At 30.8% G+C, this 16564-nt stretch carries 17 protein-coding genes; 14 read left to right on the top strand and 3 right to left on the bottom strand.

The window, feature by feature from the left end; translation table 11 throughout:
- Positions 1 to 3 precede the first annotated feature (3 nt).
- From TMEL_RS06795 to TMEL_RS06785, 3 genes are read left to right on the top strand one after another with little or no spacing between them, the layout of a single operon-like run.
- Entirely contained in the window at positions 4 to 762 is a 759-nt protein-coding gene (locus tag TMEL_RS06795) for an FAD binding domain-containing protein (protein WP_012057529.1), read from the top strand.
- Entirely contained in the window at positions 762 to 1205 is a 444-nt protein-coding gene (locus TMEL_RS06790) for a (2Fe-2S)-binding protein (protein ID WP_012057528.1), read from the top strand. The genes TMEL_RS06795 and TMEL_RS06790 overlap by 1 nt, the downstream gene beginning before the upstream one ends.
- On the top strand, positions 1205 to 3511 hold the full coding sequence (locus TMEL_RS06785; RefSeq protein WP_012057527.1) for a xanthine dehydrogenase family protein molybdopterin-binding subunit: 2307 nt from the start codon (positions 1205 to 1207) through the stop codon (positions 3509 to 3511). Before TMEL_RS06790 ends, TMEL_RS06785 begins: the two co-directional genes overlap by 1 nt.
- Positions 3512 to 3547: 36 nt before the next feature.
- Here TMEL_RS06785 and TMEL_RS06780 read toward each other — a convergent pair whose 3' ends face one another.
- Together TMEL_RS06780 and TMEL_RS06775 are read right to left on the bottom strand one after the other, a co-directional pair.
- A complete protein-coding gene (locus TMEL_RS06780; protein ID WP_012057526.1) occupies positions 3548 to 5026 on the bottom strand; it encodes a C1 family peptidase in 1479 nt (492 codons plus the stop codon).
- On the bottom strand, positions 5026 to 6345 hold the full coding sequence (locus TMEL_RS06775; protein WP_012057525.1) for a hypothetical protein: 1320 nt from the start codon (positions 6343 to 6345) through the stop codon (positions 5026 to 5028). Before TMEL_RS06775 ends, TMEL_RS06780 begins: the two co-directional genes overlap by 1 nt.
- Positions 6346 to 6462: 117 nt before the next feature.
- Between TMEL_RS06775 and TMEL_RS06770 the strand changes: the two genes are divergently transcribed.
- From TMEL_RS06770 to TMEL_RS06740, 7 genes are read left to right on the top strand one after another with little or no spacing between them, the layout of a single operon-like run.
- Complete coding sequence (locus TMEL_RS06770) at positions 6463 to 8589, top strand: RelA/SpoT family protein (protein ID WP_012057524.1); 2127 nt, start codon at positions 6463 to 6465, stop codon at positions 8587 to 8589.
- Positions 8586 to 9038: a D-aminoacyl-tRNA deacylase gene (gene dtd / locus TMEL_RS06765; RefSeq protein ID WP_012057523.1), complete on the top strand. Its 453-nt coding sequence runs from the start codon at positions 8586 to 8588 to the stop codon at positions 9036 to 9038. Before TMEL_RS06770 ends, dtd begins: the two co-directional genes overlap by 4 nt.
- Positions 9038 to 9829: an epoxyqueuosine reductase QueH gene (locus tag TMEL_RS06760; RefSeq protein WP_012057522.1), complete on the top strand. Its 792-nt coding sequence runs from the start codon at positions 9038 to 9040 to the stop codon at positions 9827 to 9829. The genes dtd and TMEL_RS06760 overlap by 1 nt, the downstream gene beginning before the upstream one ends.
- Positions 9829 to 10236, top strand: coding sequence for an ATP-binding protein (locus tag TMEL_RS06755; protein WP_012057521.1), 408 nt, complete (start codon positions 9829 to 9831; stop codon positions 10234 to 10236). Before TMEL_RS06760 ends, TMEL_RS06755 begins: the two co-directional genes overlap by 1 nt.
- An 8-nt stretch (positions 10237 to 10244) precedes the next feature.
- Positions 10245 to 10586, top strand: coding sequence for a divergent PAP2 family protein (locus TMEL_RS06750; protein WP_012057520.1), 342 nt, complete (start codon positions 10245 to 10247; stop codon positions 10584 to 10586).
- A gap of 10 nt (positions 10587 to 10596) precedes the next feature.
- Positions 10597 to 11130 carry a transglycosylase SLT domain-containing protein gene (locus tag TMEL_RS06745; protein WP_012057519.1) on the top strand — a complete coding sequence of 178 codons (534 nt, stop codon included), beginning with the start codon at positions 10597 to 10599 and terminating at the stop codon, positions 11128 to 11130.
- Positions 11114 to 11878 carry an ABC transporter ATP-binding protein gene (locus TMEL_RS06740; protein WP_012057518.1) on the top strand — a complete coding sequence of 255 codons (765 nt, stop codon included), beginning with the start codon at positions 11114 to 11116 and terminating at the stop codon, positions 11876 to 11878. The genes TMEL_RS06745 and TMEL_RS06740 overlap by 17 nt, the downstream gene beginning before the upstream one ends.
- On the opposite strand, the gene TMEL_RS06735 is transcribed toward TMEL_RS06740, so the two are convergent.
- Positions 11868 to 12830 (bottom strand): polysaccharide pyruvyl transferase family protein, encoded by a 963-nt coding sequence (locus TMEL_RS06735; RefSeq protein ID WP_012057517.1) that lies wholly within the window; start codon positions 12828 to 12830, stop codon positions 11868 to 11870. The genes TMEL_RS06740 and TMEL_RS06735 overlap by 11 nt on opposite strands.
- Before the next feature lie 62 nt (positions 12831 to 12892).
- Here TMEL_RS06735 and TMEL_RS06730 point away from each other — a divergent pair, with 62 nt between their 5' ends.
- Genes TMEL_RS06730 through TMEL_RS06715 form a run of 4 tightly spaced genes read left to right on the top strand, consistent with a single transcriptional unit; the run spans position 12893 to position 16556 of the window.
- Complete coding sequence (locus TMEL_RS06730) at positions 12893 to 13633, top strand: MBL fold metallo-hydrolase (protein ID WP_012057516.1); 741 nt, start codon at positions 12893 to 12895, stop codon at positions 13631 to 13633.
- A 47-nt stretch (positions 13634 to 13680) separates the two neighbouring features.
- Positions 13681 to 14475, top strand: coding sequence for a 3-methyl-2-oxobutanoate hydroxymethyltransferase (panB, locus tag TMEL_RS06725; protein WP_012057515.1), 795 nt, complete (start codon positions 13681 to 13683; stop codon positions 14473 to 14475).
- Between the two features lie 4 nt (positions 14476 to 14479).
- Positions 14480 to 15655 (top strand): bifunctional phosphopantothenoylcysteine decarboxylase/phosphopantothenate--cysteine ligase CoaBC, encoded by a 1176-nt coding sequence (gene coaBC, locus TMEL_RS06720; protein ID WP_041426239.1) that lies wholly within the window; start codon positions 14480 to 14482, stop codon positions 15653 to 15655.
- Complete coding sequence (locus TMEL_RS06715) at positions 15612 to 16556, top strand: hypothetical protein (protein WP_012057513.1); 945 nt, start codon at positions 15612 to 15614, stop codon at positions 16554 to 16556. The genes coaBC and TMEL_RS06715 overlap by 44 nt, the downstream gene beginning before the upstream one ends.
- The last annotated feature ends 8 nt before the right edge of the window (positions 16557 to 16564 follow it).

The following is a 16564-nucleotide window of genomic DNA, read 5'->3' as shown; positions in this document are numbered from 1 at the left end:
TGTATGATTTACTTTAAAGAATATGCAAAGCCTAAAATCATAGAAGAAGCCTATGAAATACTAACATCTAAAAACGCTAAAATAATAGGTGGAGCTACTTTTCTAAAACTTTCAAATCAAAGTTTTGATGTTGCAATTGACCTAATAGATGCAAACCTAAATTTTGTAAATGAAACAGAAACTGAAGTTGAAATAGGATCAACTGTTACCCTTAGTAAATTTGAAGAAAATCCCATATTATCATCTTTTTACAACGGATTCTTAAAAAATATAACTAAAGATATTTTAAATTTACAAATGAGAAATATCATAACAATTGGTGGAACGATTTTTCCAAAGTTAGGTTTTTCCGACTTAATTACAGGGCTTTTGGTACTTGATACAGAAATCTACCTATTTAAAAATGGTAAAATATCCCTTGAAAAATTCTTAAAAACAACAATAAAAAAAGACATAATTGAAAAGATAGTAATAAAAAAAGAAAATTTAAAAACCTCTTTCGAAAATATAAGGTTCTCAGAATATGATTTTTCAATTTTAAACGTTGCAGTATCAAAATCAAATAACACGCTTAAAATAGCAATTGGCTCAAGACCATCAGTAGCTACACTAATCAAAAAACCACTAGAATATTTTAGCAATTTAGAAATAGATAAGTTATTGGAAAACGTGAATTTTTCAGATGACATAAGGGCAACAAAAGTTTACAGAAAAAAAGTCTGTAAAGTATTATTAAAAAGAGCTTTAAAGGAGGTTTTATAGTGAAAATAACATTAAAAATAAATGGAAAAACAGAAGAGGTTGATATTAAACCTTACGAAATACTATTAGATGTTCTTAGAAGGTTGGGATACTATAGTGTAAGAAGGGGCTGCGATACGGGAATGTGTGGTATCTGCACTGTTCTTTTAGATGGGAAACCCGTTCCATCATGCTCAATATTTGCCGCAAAAGTAGATGGGCATAGTATAACAACTGTTGAAGGATTAAAAGAGGCAAAAGAACTAGCAAAATTATTAGCCGAAGAGGGAGCTGATCAATGCGGATTTTGTAGTCCGGGTTTAATAGTAAATACAATATATCTAAAAAATATGGGAGTAAAAGATAAAGACGAAATAAAATCAAAATTAATTGGAAATCTTTGCAGATGTACTGGATATGTAAGTCAACATAGGGCCATTGAAAAATTTTTGGGGGTGGAATAATGAAAGAGGTCACCAGAAAAATTCCAAAAAAAGATTCATTGGGACTTTTACTTGGAAAACCAGTATATACAAATGACTTATCGCCAAAAGAAGCGCTAGTGGTAAAAGTTTTAAGAAGCCCCCACGCATTTGCAGAAATTAAAAATATAGATACCTCCAAAGCCGAAAAAATTGAAGGAATTGAATGTATTTTAACCTATAAAGATGTTCCAAAAATTCCGATAACACGGGCTGGACAAGGATATCCTGAACCTTCTCCACATGATTGGTATATATTAGATAAATACGTTAGATATGTAGGAGATGAAGTTGCAATTATAGCCGGAAAAGATGAGAGGTGTGTGGATGAGGCATTAAAAAAAATAGAAGTTGATTACGAAATTTTCGAACCTGTTTTGGACTTTGAAAAAGCAGAAAACCACCCTTCAATAATCCACCCTGAAAAAGAAACACATCCAATGTTTGAAATAGGTTTTGATGCACAAAAAAACATCGCAGCTTCGTATGAAATGGAAATTGGAAACGTAGAAGAAGAACTTAAAAAGTGTGATGTTGTAATTAAAGAAAGATTTTACACCCAAGCACAGGCCCATGTAGCTTTTGAACCGCATACAGCAACTTCCTATATAGATATGTATGGAAGATTAATTATAATATCTTCTACCCAAGTTCCTTTTCATGTAAGGCGAATTATCGCAGAAGCTTTTAGTATTCCCATAAAAGATATTAGGGTAATCAAACCAAGAATAGGTGGAGGTTTTGGCGGAAAACAGGCAATTCACGGTGAACCTCTTGTTGCTGCTGTAACTTTAAAAACAGGAAAACCAGCTAAAATAGTTTATTCAAGAAAAGAAGTATTTGAAGCAACTTATAGCAGACATCCTATGAGATATGATATTACACTAGGTGCATCAAATGATGGAAAGTTAAAAGTCATCGATATGAAAGGGCTTTCAGATACAGGAGCATACGGTGAACACGCACTCACCACCTTTATGGTAGCAGGTGCAAAAACTCTACCACTATATAATAAAGTAGATGCTGTTAGATTTTCCGGAAAAGTAGTATATACAAACAAAGCACCTGGAGGTGCATTTAGAGGTTATGGAGCAATTCAAGGGAACTTTGCATTAGAATCTGCAATTGATATGTTAGCGGAAAAACTTGCCATGGATCCAATTGAATTTAGGAAGAAAAATATGATAAAAGAAGGAGAAACCTCACCTATCTTTAAAATAATGGGTGAGGGTCGTGAAGGGGTAGATATGATAGTAAGAAGCTGTAAATTAAATGAATGTATCGAAGAAGGAATGAAATTAATTAACTGGAAAAAGAAATTTCCAAGAAAAAAGATTTCTGAAACAAAATTTCGTGGAGTAGGCATGGCAATTGCCATGCAAGGTTCAGGAATTGCCAACATAGATATGGGGGCCGCTGTTCTAAAACTTAACGATGACGGTTCATTTAACTTATTAGTCGGTGCAACAGATCTCGGTACTGGTAGTGATACCATACTAGCACAAATAGCAGCAGAAGTTTTAAATACAAAAACAGAAGATATTATCGTATATTCATCTGATACAGATATAACCCCATTTGATACTGGTGCATATGCCTCCAGTACAACATATGTTTCGGGAAATGCAGTAAAAAAAGCAGCAGAAAAAATGAGAAAATTAATTTTAAAAGAAGGGTCAAAAAAGTTAAATCTAAACGAAAAAAACGTGGATTTTGATGGAAAATATATATTTGAAAAAGACGGAGACAAAAAAATCTCTCTAAAGAAACTTGCAACTTTACTATTTTATACAGAAAATCAAAAACAACTTGTAGCTGACGCTTCATACGTAGGAGAAGAATCTCCTCCACCATATATGGCTGGATTTGCAGAAGTAGAAGTGGATATTGAGACGGGAAAAGTTATGCTTTTAAACTATATTGGTGTGGTAGATTGTGGTGTTACAATAAATCCAAATCTTGCAAAAGTTCAAATTGAAGGTGGAATAGTTCAAGGAATAGGAATGGCTCTTTTTGAAGATGTAAAATATTCACCAAGTGGAAGACTACTAACTAATAACCTAATGTATTACAAGATTCCTTCTAGAAAAGATATAGGAAATATTATTGTAAAATTCATTGAAAGTTATGAACCAACGGGACCCTTTGGAGCAAAATCGGTAGGTGAAATTGGTATTGACACACCACCAGCAGCTATTGCAAATGCTATATACAATGCTGTAGGTGTGAGAATTAACAGTCTTCCAATAACTCCTGAAAAAGTATTAAAAAACAATCCCCAGGGATAACCCCTGGGGATTTTTCATTACTAATAGCTACTATCTTTACTTTTTACCATATAGTTTGTTATATAAATAAACCCATGTTGCAGCATCGTTCCCATCAACCTTTCCATCCTCAGGGAAAGAGATATCAAATTTTGAAATTTCTTCGGAATTTGTTGTTCCAATCTTTGAAACTAAATATTTAAAATCATCAATATTTACCACACCATCATTATTACAATCAAGGCTATCACCTTCATGTTTTGCTAAAGAATCAAAAATAGATATATACATATTTCTATTTTCTATCATCCACCAACCTACTTTGCCATTCTCATATGCTTCTTTAGAAATTGCTGGTACTACATAATAACCTCCATCTCCCCAGCTATATCCCCATGAATTTTTTATTATCCAGAACAAATTTGTTGTAAATGTTGCATCTACCGTTGGATCATAGTACGTGTAGGAGCCATCAGGTAACTCCACATCCAAAATAGTCGAAGCTGATGGATCAACCCTTTCAGCAAGAACAACATCATCTAAGTCTTTTCCATCAACCCATCCAACAAGTGTAACTGCATGTCCTCCTGAGTTTTCTGAAGTTGTTGGAACATAGATACCTTTACTGTAAGAACCAAAGTCTTTTGGAACTGTATATGCAACTGATAAAGAACCAAACTTCTTTAAAGCTGTTTTTATCATGTTGATATAATCGTCATAGCTATAACCTAAAGTCTTTGAACTCTTCGCATCCGGAATCATTACTGTTTTACTTGCCTTAATTCTTGGTGCTCTATATGCTTGTGGTGGTAGAGGAATAACTTCATCAGATACAAGATATACATCTTCATATGGTGCTGATTCTTCTTTTACCATACCATATCTAATCATATTGTATGATGAGAAATAAACATTTCCACCTTCTAACGAATTTTTATCTTGAACATATTCGTATTTTGATTTAACATATACATCCCAATCAATATTATGATACGCTGCCCATCGTTCAGAAAAATCCACCAAATTATTAATATTACCTTCTTCTTTATTTAAAACTTGAACAGCATAAGCACTTTCCATCATTGCAGCAGTAGAAAATGCCCAACAACTTCCATGCATATATTGGTCTTTAACTGGTTCTAATCTATAAAAGGTCTTATCAGTAATATTTTCAGGTTTTATCAAAATAAATGAAGCCATCATTAAATCATCGGTTGTTGTCATACTATCAGGAGCTATTTTCCCATTATTATTTCTCAACAAATTCAAATAATTAAATATCTTGCTTTTAACCTCTTCTGGTAACTCTCTTGTTCCATTTATTTTTCTCATTATTTCATCAATAGAAGTGACATTGAACTTTTCAAATTCTTCAAAAAATTCTTTATTTGGACTTGCATACCATAAAAATCCATATTGTTTAATTTTTTGTGTTACATTTTCTGCATATTGAATGGCTTGCTCAACTACGGAATTAGCAAATAACAATAAACCAAACAAAACTATTATAAAAATGGATATTAATCTTTTGCTCATTATTCTTCACCTCCCACGGTGATTATTACTGGATTATGATCAAATACAAACCCATCAACATTTGAATTGTTTTTATCCTTTATTATAGGATTTGGCAAATCTGGGTAATTTCCATATGAATCCCACCAACCTTCATACACAAGATTAACTGAAAGAGCTCCTGTAGCATCTTCTGAAAGTTTGAAAGTTAAAATGGCAATTGTTGATGTTGCATTTGCTGTTTCATCTTCTTCATCGAAATATCCCTTATAAATTACAACTGAATTATCATTGTTTAAATACGTGCCTGTTTCTTTTAATCCATCCATGAATTCTGGGAGTTCCACAGAATCTAGCACAAGCATTGTGCTATGTTTTAAAGCAAATTGCATATATCTCACATCGTAAAGTTTCGCAAAATCTGCAACATGTTCTGCATTCACAAAAACCTTTACTTCTTGCCCTGGATTAGCACTTGATTTATCCACGGATACTCTGAATTCTGGTTTATTATCAGAATTATACCTTTCATGAATCATAAATTGGCCATATAAATGCTTACTACCATCATTATTCATAACATATCTTGCATATCGTTTATTAAGTTCAAAACCAACTTTCGAAATTGTCGAAGTCAAAGAATATCCTTTATAATCCCCTGAAACTCCACTGTAAACTACCTTTATTGAATTTTCTCTGTATTCTATGTAACTTACTTCCCAAGTTGTATTGTACATATTCAAAGGATTTTGAATAACAATCCATCCTTGCTCAGTAGATGAAGCAGCTGGTAATTCTTCCCAACTATCATATATTCCATCACTATCTGGATCTACTAACTTTAATCTTGCTCTTTCAGGTGATTTTGTACCATCATCTAAAGTTTTTTCAGTATACTTGTAAAATCTTAACCACAAAGTTGTGGCTGGAGATAGTATCTCCTCTGATAATTTATCATAATAGATTATCCCACCGTCAATATAAATCTCTCTTTCAAGTGCAGTAACACTAAAATTCAATACTTTCCTTAATTCGTTATCTTGATCATAGACCTCAACCTTATATTTTCCTTCATCTTCTGCAATAAAATCGTGCTTTAGAGCTAGCTTTGTTGCTTCATAATCTAGTTGACTATCTTTATACACCTTAATCAGAGAAGAAATTGGTTTTCCATCTTTTAATAACTCAAAACTTACAATACTTTTTGGTGGCAAAACTTCACCTTCACCAATGTTAGTTTTTACTTTGTAATCATATGTCTTAAAAAAGTTACCAATACATCCGCTTAAAACTACCAACAACAAAGAAGCAGCTAGTAAAAATAACAAAAATCTTCTCACCTTGACCCCTCCCTTTTTTTAAGATATGATTAAAGAAAAATATTTCGTTGATATGTTATAACACATTCTTACAAAAATGTGTTAAAATTATTTCCAAGAATGCAAGGAGTGGTTACAATGATAAATATTGAAGAATTTATAAATAACTTGGAAACGATTCTAAAAAAAGAATTAAATGAATCAGAAATTAAGCTCCTGGAAAAAGCTATAAAAATTGCAGAATTTGCACATGAAGGTTTTTACAGAAAATCAGGTGAACCATTTATTACGCATCCACTAGAAGTTTCAAAGATTCTTGCATCTTTAAATTTAGATTTAGAAACAATTATTACCGGAATACTTCACGATGTAGTAGAAGACAGCGAAGGAAAAGTAACATTGGAAGACATTGAAAAAAATTTTGGAAAAGAAATCGCGTTAATAGTAGACGGTGTAACAAAAGTAAGCAAAATAAACGCCCCAGTTGGGAACATAGAACAAAAGAAAAAAAGTGAAACTATTCAAAAAATGTTATTCGCAATGGCTGAAGACGTTAGAGTAATATTCGTTAAACTTGCAGATAGATTACACAACATGCGAACTATACATTTTGTAAAAGATCCCAAGAAAAGAAAGTACAAAGCCCTCGAAACACTCGAAGTTTATGCACCCATAGCTCATAAACTTGGAATTCATATCATAAAATGGGAACTTGAAGACTTATCATTTAAAGTTTTATATCCAAAAGAATACTACAAAATAAAAGAATTAGTTGCAGAAAAGAAAAAAGAAAGAGAAGAAAGAACAAATGAATATGTTAATCAACTAAGACTTGCACTAAAAGAACATAACATATCCGCAAAAGTCGAAGGAAGGTATAAGCATTACTATAGTATTTGGAAAAAAATGAAAGAAAAAAAGAAAAAATTTGAAGAAATTTACGACCTCATTGGCATACGTGCTATCGTAAATGATGTTAATTCCTGTTATTCTGCTATTGGAGTAGTTCATCAAATATGGGTACCTCTTCCTGGAAGATTCAAAGATTATATAGCCGCTCCAAAATCTAACGGATACAAATCAATACACACAACTGTAATAACCCAATACGGTGAACCACTTGAAATTCAAATTAGAGATGTACAAATGCACAATGAGGCCGAATACGGACTTATAGCTCATTGGATATATAAAGAAAAAAACGTTAATTTAAAGCAAAAGTGGTTAATACAGCTACTTGATTGGCGAAAGGAACTTTTACAGGGAAGTACAAATTTATCTGAATTAAAAAATGAACTTCAACTTGATGAAGTATTTGTTCTCACACCTAAAGGAGAAATAATACATATGCCTATTGGTTCCACAGTCATTGATTTTGCATACGCAATTCACACGGAAATTGGCCATCACTTTTCAGGTGCAAAAGTAAATGGAAAAATAGTACCAATAGATTATAAACTAAAAAACGGAGATGTAGTTGAAATACTTGTAAACAAAGCAAGTAAAGGACCAAGCTTAAGTTGGATAAAGCATGCAAAAAGCCCAAGGACAAAAGCTAAAATAAGAAGGTTTTTTAGAGAAAAAGAAAAAGAAAAATTAATTGAGTCTGGAAAAGATGTAATTAGAAAACTCGCAAAAAGATTAAATCTTTCAATAGAAAAATTCTTTGAACTTGAAAAAATTCAAAATTTTTTAAAAAGTCACAATTTAACTATTGAAGAATTATATTCTAGAATCGGTGAAGGAAGTATCACCTTTACCGATCTTCTTTCGATTATTGAAAAAAAACAAGAAAAACAAGAAAAAAAATCAAGAAAAAAATCATCAAATTTAAAAAATGTTGTAGTAATTGATGGAATAACAAATTTAGATGTTCACATCGCAAAATGTTGTATGCCAGTTCCAGGAGATGAAATTGTAGGGGTCTCAAGTAGACGTGGTATAACTGTTCACAGAATAAATTGTAAAAATATTAGAAACATAGATGAAGATAGAATATTCCAAGCTAGATGGGCAAAAAACGATGAAAATGGGTTTACAACTATGTTAGAAATTGAGTTTGATAAAAATGATAGACTTCCAGAAATAATGAATTTATTAATATCTAACAAAATAAACGTTACAAGTTTCAAACTCACTGAATCAAAAAATTGGAATACGGTATTTGCAAATATAACAATTGTGGTAAAATCATTAAGTGAAATTCATAATATAAAAAAAGAGTTGGAAAAAAAGGCTGGAATATTGAGGGTGAAAAGAAAATGAGGGCAGTCGTTCAAAGGGTAAATAGTGCAAATGTAGATGTAAATGGAAAAATTATTGGAAAAATAAAAAAGGGATTGCTCGTGTTGCTTGGTGTTGGAAAAAACGACACTGAAAGTGATGCTGAATACTTAGTTAATAAAATCTTAAATCTTAGAATCTTTGATGATAATAAAGGAAAAATGAATCTATCACTTTTAGATATTAAAGGCGATATTTTAATAGTTTCACAATTTACGCTTTACGGAGACTGTAGAAGAGGCAGAAGGCCTTCATACTCTGATTCTGCTTCCCCTGAAAAAGCAAAAAAACTTTACGAATATTTTGTTGAAAAAATAAGAAAAGAATATAACATTAAAGTTGAAACAGGAGAGTTTGGTGCATATATGAAAGTAAATCTTGAAAATGATGGACCAGTAACTTTACTTTTGGATTCAAAGAAGGTGTTCTAATGCTTTTACATGTATGTTGCGCACCTGACCTTGTTGCAGCATACTTTCATCTAAAAGATAAAATTAAATATATATATTTTTACAACCCAAACATACATCCAAAAGGAGAATATATAAAAAGATTAAATGAAGTAAAAAAATTAGCAAAACTCTGGAATTTGAAAATGATAGAAAGTAAATACAATCCAGATGAATTTTTTCAATATGTTAAGGGTTTAGAAAATTTGGGGGAGAATTCGGCACGGTGTGATAAATGCATTTATCTTAGATTGCTAAACACCGCAAACACAGCAAAAAAACATAATTTTACATCATTTGCCACAACTTTAACAGGTTCGAGAAAAAAAATTTTGGAAAAAATAAATAATATTGGTAAAATAGTAGGGGAAGAAGAAAAAGTTAAATACGTTGAAACACATTTTAGAAAAGGTATAGAATCTCACCTTGCTGCAAGATTTATAAAAGAAAATAAAATATACAGACAAAACTATTGTGGATGTATATTTTCAAAAATTGAAAATGAAGAAAAAATAAAAAAACTTAAAGAAAAGGCAAAAGAAAAACTTAAAGAAATGGGTTTAGAGTATCTACAACCATTTCCCGAAACCTTTAAGATAACTAAAAGCTCTCCCAAAGAAATTATTGAAAATTTAAAAGAGGTTCTAAAACTAACAAGACCTAAGCTTCTATATATAGATACATACGTAATGAAAAAATTTAATCTAAAAGAAGGGTGGAACAGATTGGGAAATTACAATCAAAAAATAAAGTTAATAAAGGAGAGTCTATAATGGACTTTATTTCATTAACATTTTTATCGAAAAGTGAAAACATAAAAATAGCCCGAAGCATTATACAAAACTTTTTATCTCAAAAAAACTTAAATGAACAAGATATTTTTGACACAGAACTTGCCGTTAACGAAGCAATAGCTAACGTTATAGAACATACATATAATTTTGAAAAAGATAAAATAATAAAGATGACGTTAAAATGGATTGAACCAAATACTCTAGAGGTATATTTAAGAGATTTTGGTCCAAAGGTTGATCCCAGTAATGTAAAACCTAGAAAGTTAGAAGAAATAAGACCTGGTGGGTTAGGTGTATATATAATAAAAAAAGTTTTTAATGTTATGGAATTTAGGAATGTAGAAAATGGTAATTTATTATTCTTATCAAAAGAATACGAAATTTAGGAGGAAAAATGGGATTATTGACAAATAACGCTTTAATTACAGCGTTTTTTGGTTTTTTAACAGCTCAATTTTTAAAAGTTATCATATACAAAGATATAAAAAGTTTTGGAAGATACGGCGGTATGCCAAGTGCACATGTTGCAACAGTCTCAGCACTTGCTTGGAAAGTTGCAAGGATTACTGGTTACAATTCAACCGAAACTGCTATTGCAGCCATTTTTTTGGCAATAGTTGCTTCAGATGCCGTAGGATTAAGAAGAAAAGTGGATCCCAACAGTGGTCATACTTTCACAGAAGCTTTAGCTGGTTTTTTACTTGGAACATTAATTGCGTTTATAATTCCAAAATAGGAGGAAAAATATGAAAAAATGTTATTTCTTATTTTTTTTGATAATCAGTTCACTCATTTTTGCGCTTCCTGGTGAATGGTTTAGAGATTTTGTAAGAGATTATAGAAGCGCTTATGATTTACCGACAGATGATGAATTACTATTAAAAATTGAAAATGCAATTCTCGATGCTTCCAAAGAAACAGGTTTAGATCCTTTACTAATAACATCTGTCATAATCGTCGAAAGTGAATTTAGAAATGTTATTGGAATGTATGGTGAACTTGGAATGATGCAGATAAAACCTGAAACTGCAGATTTCGTTGCAAACTATTATAACTTAGAAAAACCAAAGGAGGGTTGGACAAGAATTCTTTGGGATTTTAAATTAAACATAAAGATAGGAAGTTATTACCTAAAATATCTTTATGATAAATTCGGAAGTATTCAAAAAGCAGTAAAACACTACAACGGCGGAATATACAAAGAAGTATACGCAGAAAAAATACTGAAAAAATACAATCAAATGCTTAAGGTGGCAAGTACTTATGAAAAAAATTCTTGAGGTTAAAAACCTTTCTTTTGATTATGAAAATTTTAATTTGAAGAATATAAACCTTACAATCGAAAAAGGAAAATTCATCGGTATTATTGGTCCTAATGGTAGTGGAAAATCAACTACCTTGAAATTAGTTACCAAACTTTTAAAGCCCAAATCAGGGAAAATATTATTGTTTGGAAAAAATCTAGAAAATTGTACAAGAACATACATTGCATCAAAAATATCTTTTGTAAGGCAAGAATTCAATCCTGTATTTGAATTTAAAGTTAAGGATATTATAGAACTTGGTGCTCTCCATAGAAAAAAAAGTTTCTTTACTTCAATAGAAAATCAGCAAAAAATAAAAAACTGTTTGGATATGGTTGAACTTTCAGGATATGAAGATAGATATTTCTCAACATTAAGCGGTGGTGAGCAAAGAAGAGTCCTAATTGCCAGAAGTTTGTATCAGGAAACTCCAATTATAATAGTCGATGAATTGGCAGCACATTTAGACATATCTCACGCCGTCCAAATTGTTGAGATTTTAAAAAAACTCACAAAAAAGGGGAAAAGCATTCTATCAGCTTTCCATAACATAAATATAGCATCAAAATACTGTGATTATATATACGCCCTAAAAGACGGTCAAATATTATTTGAAGGCGCTCCAAAAGATGTTATAACAATAGAAAATATCAAAAAATTGTATAACAAAGATTTTCACATAATAAACCATCCTAAATATAATTATCCCATTGTTACCGTATAACATTTAACAGTAATTTCTCAAATTTTTCGTACATATCTTTACAATCCTTTATCATATCGGCTCTAACCTGTGGAACATTTAACTTTTTTAACTTCAAACTCGCTTGAAACAGATCTTTTGCGTAATAATCTCTATCATCATATCTTGAAAAAAATCTCCTAAATTTCTCGTCATTTACTGATATAAAAGGCTTCCCATAAAATGCAGAAACAAGAGAACCATGAAATCTCTCTGAAATTACCGCACTAGCACTCAATATCTCGTTTATATCATCTGAAAACCTCACCTTAAGTCCTTTTATGGAAAAACTTGAAAGTTTTTTTGAAAGATTTATATCTTCAGGTGCAAATGGTAAATATACCACTTCCTCTACACCATTTCTTTTTAAATCAAACAATATTGGTACATAACTTTTCAACTTTCTTGGAATAATCACCACTTTCTTTTCAAATGTTACAACCTTATCTTCTAAACCCAAAATCCCTGGATCAGTACCAAGATGGGTGTTCGCATTGAAGCAGCTTGAAAACTTATACGAAACAGGATCTCTCGCAAAAACATACAATTTCCCACTTCTTAACAAACCTTTTATTAAAACCCTAGAAACATAATAATTTAATGGACCAAAACTATTTCCAAAAAATAAAACAGGTTTTTTTAAAATCAACGATAGTTTAAAAATGGAATAATAATATAAAAAACTCTTTAGACTGGTTTTATCTTGAAGAATCCCGCCACCCCCACAAACCACAATATCAGATTTTAAAATAGCAGAAATAACGGAAAAAAAATTAAATCTGTTATAACTTCTCGCATCAAGATTTTCTTTAGGCAACAATTCATAAACTTCATAGTTTCTTTCTTTCAAAAAATTTTTAATACTTCTTCTCATTAACTCATCACCAAAATTTCCAAATCCATAATATCCCACAAGTAAAATTTTATTCTTCAAGGAATATAACCTCCCAATAGAGAAATATTTCTATGAAAAGTATAACATATAGGGGGAGACAAATGATTAAAAACATCAACAATAAAATATATGTTATTGAAAATGATCTTGCAGCAAATAGCACACTGATACTAGGCAAAAAAGGAAATATATTAGTTGATACTTCATTGTTTCCAAAAAAAGCGGAAAAGATAAAGGAATTTTCCAAAGATATTTCAGGAAAGGACATTACATTAGTAATAAACACACATTATCACCCTGATCATACATTTGGAAATATAGTATTTGATTGTCCTATAGTTGCAAATAGATTAACACGAGAATTTATGAAAAAAATGGATGTGGACTATTTCAAACATTTAAATATGGAAAACGTAGAAATAAAGCTGCCAAATGTAATATTTGAAAACTACTTTGAATATGAAGATGGGATAAAATTGGTAATATACAATGGACCTGGTCATACCCTTGACTCATCATATATATATATTGAATCTGAAGATATATTAATCGCCGGTGATACAATAGTAACAGGTATTCATCCGGAAATAGTCCCTGACAGCAATTTAGATTTATGGCTCAACACCCTTGAAAACATGCCAAAATCTTTGAACATAGTACCCGGTCATGGTGCAATAAGTAATGAAATAGAAATAGAAAATATGATTGATTATCTTAAAAAGATCAAACAATTAAAAGAAGGAAGTATAAGCCCAAATAAAATTGAAAATGACCCTAACTTTAAAGATAGAAAACACCCAGAATTGTTTAAATGGAGTTTAGAGAACCTTATCCCCTCTTAAAGGAGGGGGTTTTTTATGTTAAAATTGTTCCAAAGGAGCGTGAAATTATGACAATACAAAAATTTTTAGCTATGAAAGGAAAAGAAAAAATAGTAATGGTAACAGCTTACGATACACCCACAGCAAAAATAGCAGAAGAAGCTGGCGTAGATATAATCCTGATAGGAGATTCAATTGGAAATAATGTACTTGGATATGATTCAACAATCCCAGTAACAATGGAGGAAATAATAATTCATCTTAAAGCGGTAAGACGTGGCGCACCAAATTCTTTTATAGTCGCAGATATGCCATTTCTATCGTACGGACATAGTATAGAAGAAGCTGTTAAAAACGCAGGTATATTAATTAAAAATGGTGCAAATGCTGTAAAAATAGAAGGAGGAAAATTCCATTGCAATTTAATTGAAAAATGTATCAACATTGGCATTCCAGTTATGGGACATCTTGGATTTACCCCTCAATCAATAAACATATTTGGTGGATACAAAGTTCAAGGAAAAAAAGAAGATTCAAAAAAAACGATTCTTGAAAGTGCCATTGCCTTAGAACAATGTGGAGTTTTTTCCATTGTTCTTGAAATGGTTACAGAAGAATTAGCAAAAGAAATTACTGAAAAAATTTCAATTCCAACAATTGGAATTGGTGCTGGAAGATATTGCGATGGACAAGTATTGGTTTTCCACGACATAGTAGGGTTAAATCCAAACTTTAAACCTAAATTTTCAAAACAATACGCAAATACATACTCAATAATGTTAAACGCGCTAAAAGAATTTAAAAAAGATGTAAAAGAAAAAAACTTTCCTAAAGAAAGGCATACATTTAAAGGAGGAAAATAAAATGGTGCATATACTCTTAGGCGTATCAAGCGGAATAGCAATATATAAAACCGTAGATTTAGTAAGTAAACTAAGAAAAGAAAACTTTGAAATAGACGTAATAATGACTAAAAATGCAGCAAAACTGTTATCTCCAACTGTGTTCTCAGCAGTAGGAAATTGTAACGTTTACACCGATATTTTCAATGTAAGTGGAGGATATATTACACACACTGAACTTTCTAAAAAGACAAATTTGTTTTTACTCGCACCTGCTACCGCAAATACCATTGCTAAAATTTCAAATGGATTTGCCGATAATCTTTTAACTACAACTGTACTTGCCATTCCCAATTCTACTCCTAAAGCATTAGTTCCAACAATGAATACAAGAATGTATGAAAATAAAATTACAATAGAAAATATAGAAAAGTTAAAAAGATTTGGATGGTATATAATAGAACCTGATGTTGGCCATCTTGCATGCGGAGATATTGGAAAAGGTAGATATCCAGAAAATACCAAAATTATTGAGACTATAAAATTAATACTTGAAGAAAAAAAATTAAAAGGAAAAAAAGTGCTAGTAACTGCTGGACCTACTTATGAGCAAATTGATCCAATAAGGTATATTACAAACCATTCAAGCGGAAAAATGGGATATGCTTTTGCAAAAGTTGCAAAAAGAATGGGAGCGTATGTAACACTTATCTCAGGCCCAACAAATATCAAACCGCCATATTTTATTGACAACTTTATTAAAGTAACTTCCGCAAATGAAATGTACAACGAAATAATTAAAAGATACCATGATTTTGATATTATCGTAATGAGTGCAGCTGTAGCAGATTTTACTCCCAAGAAAAAAGAAAAGAACAAAATAAAAAAATCCAATAAGGATTTATTAACATTAGAACTTGAAAGAACAAAAGACATTTTAAAAGAAATCTCAAAGAAAAAGTCCAAAGATCAGATAATTATTGGATTTGCGGCTGAAACACAAAATATAATTGAATACGGAAAAGAAAAATTAGAAAAAAAAGGAGTTGACTGTATAATTGCAAACAACGCCTTAAAGGTAATGGGTAATGAAAATGCCGAAGCATTTCTCATAACAAAAAAACAAACACTTACGTTTGAAGGGAGTAAAGAAAAAATTGCAAAAGAAGTACTTAGTTTTATTTCTTCTAATAATATTTAGTTTATCCATATTTTCAAAAACATATTATACGGGAATAAATTATACATTCAGAAATACAAAATATAAAAATTATTTGGTTTTAACAAGTTCAATTCAAAGGATAGTAGCTATTTTCAACCTTGAAAGCAAAAAGATTGAATACTACTTTGATAATGTAGGATTTTATCCTTCAATTTCTTTCCTAAAGGACAACAAATTACTAGTCATAGATACTGTTGGGAAAAAAATTATTTTAATTAATATAAAAACCAACCAGAAAAATGTAAAATATTTTGAAAACAAATTGATGTTCTACCAAAGATACAACGATATTGTTTACGTTCTTGACACAAAAGGTAACATATACGGTTATGATTTTAACTTAAATATGGTATCTTACCACAAATTTCTATCTTCCCCTAATTACTTTTACATCTACAAAGATTATCCATTAGGACTCTATGTTTGGAGAGAAGATTTTGATGTTGAATATAAAGATAAGTTGTACAACTTTAATTTAATCACTCCAACTTTAGTTGTTGATAACTACATAATAGACACACGTGGAGGAACAATCCTGGACTTTATCACAAAAATCACATACAAAGCATCTCCTTACATTTCATTTGCATTAAATTGGAAAGGAATTCTTTATTTTAGTTCAATGTATAGTAATGAAATTTATACACTAAAAAATGGTAAAATAGTCTTATGGAATAAATTAAAATATTCTGCAACAAATGGGAAGATAATTAACAACAATATGTACATACTATCCGCACCATACAACAAACTATTAAAAATAGACAATAACGGTAATATATCCATATTCGAAACTTCAAAATATCCCATTGATATATTCAAACACAATAATGAAATAGTGGTTGTAGGAGCAGAAAATGGTGAAATAAATATATTTTAAAGGGAGGT

The organism is Thermosipho melanesiensis BI429 (assembly GCF_000016905.1).
Classification (GTDB): Bacteria; Thermotogota; Thermotogae; order Thermotogales; family Fervidobacteriaceae; genus Thermosipho; species Thermosipho melanesiensis.
Note: the sequence above shows the minus strand (reverse complement) of the source record. Positions and strands in the feature narration are given on the sequence as shown.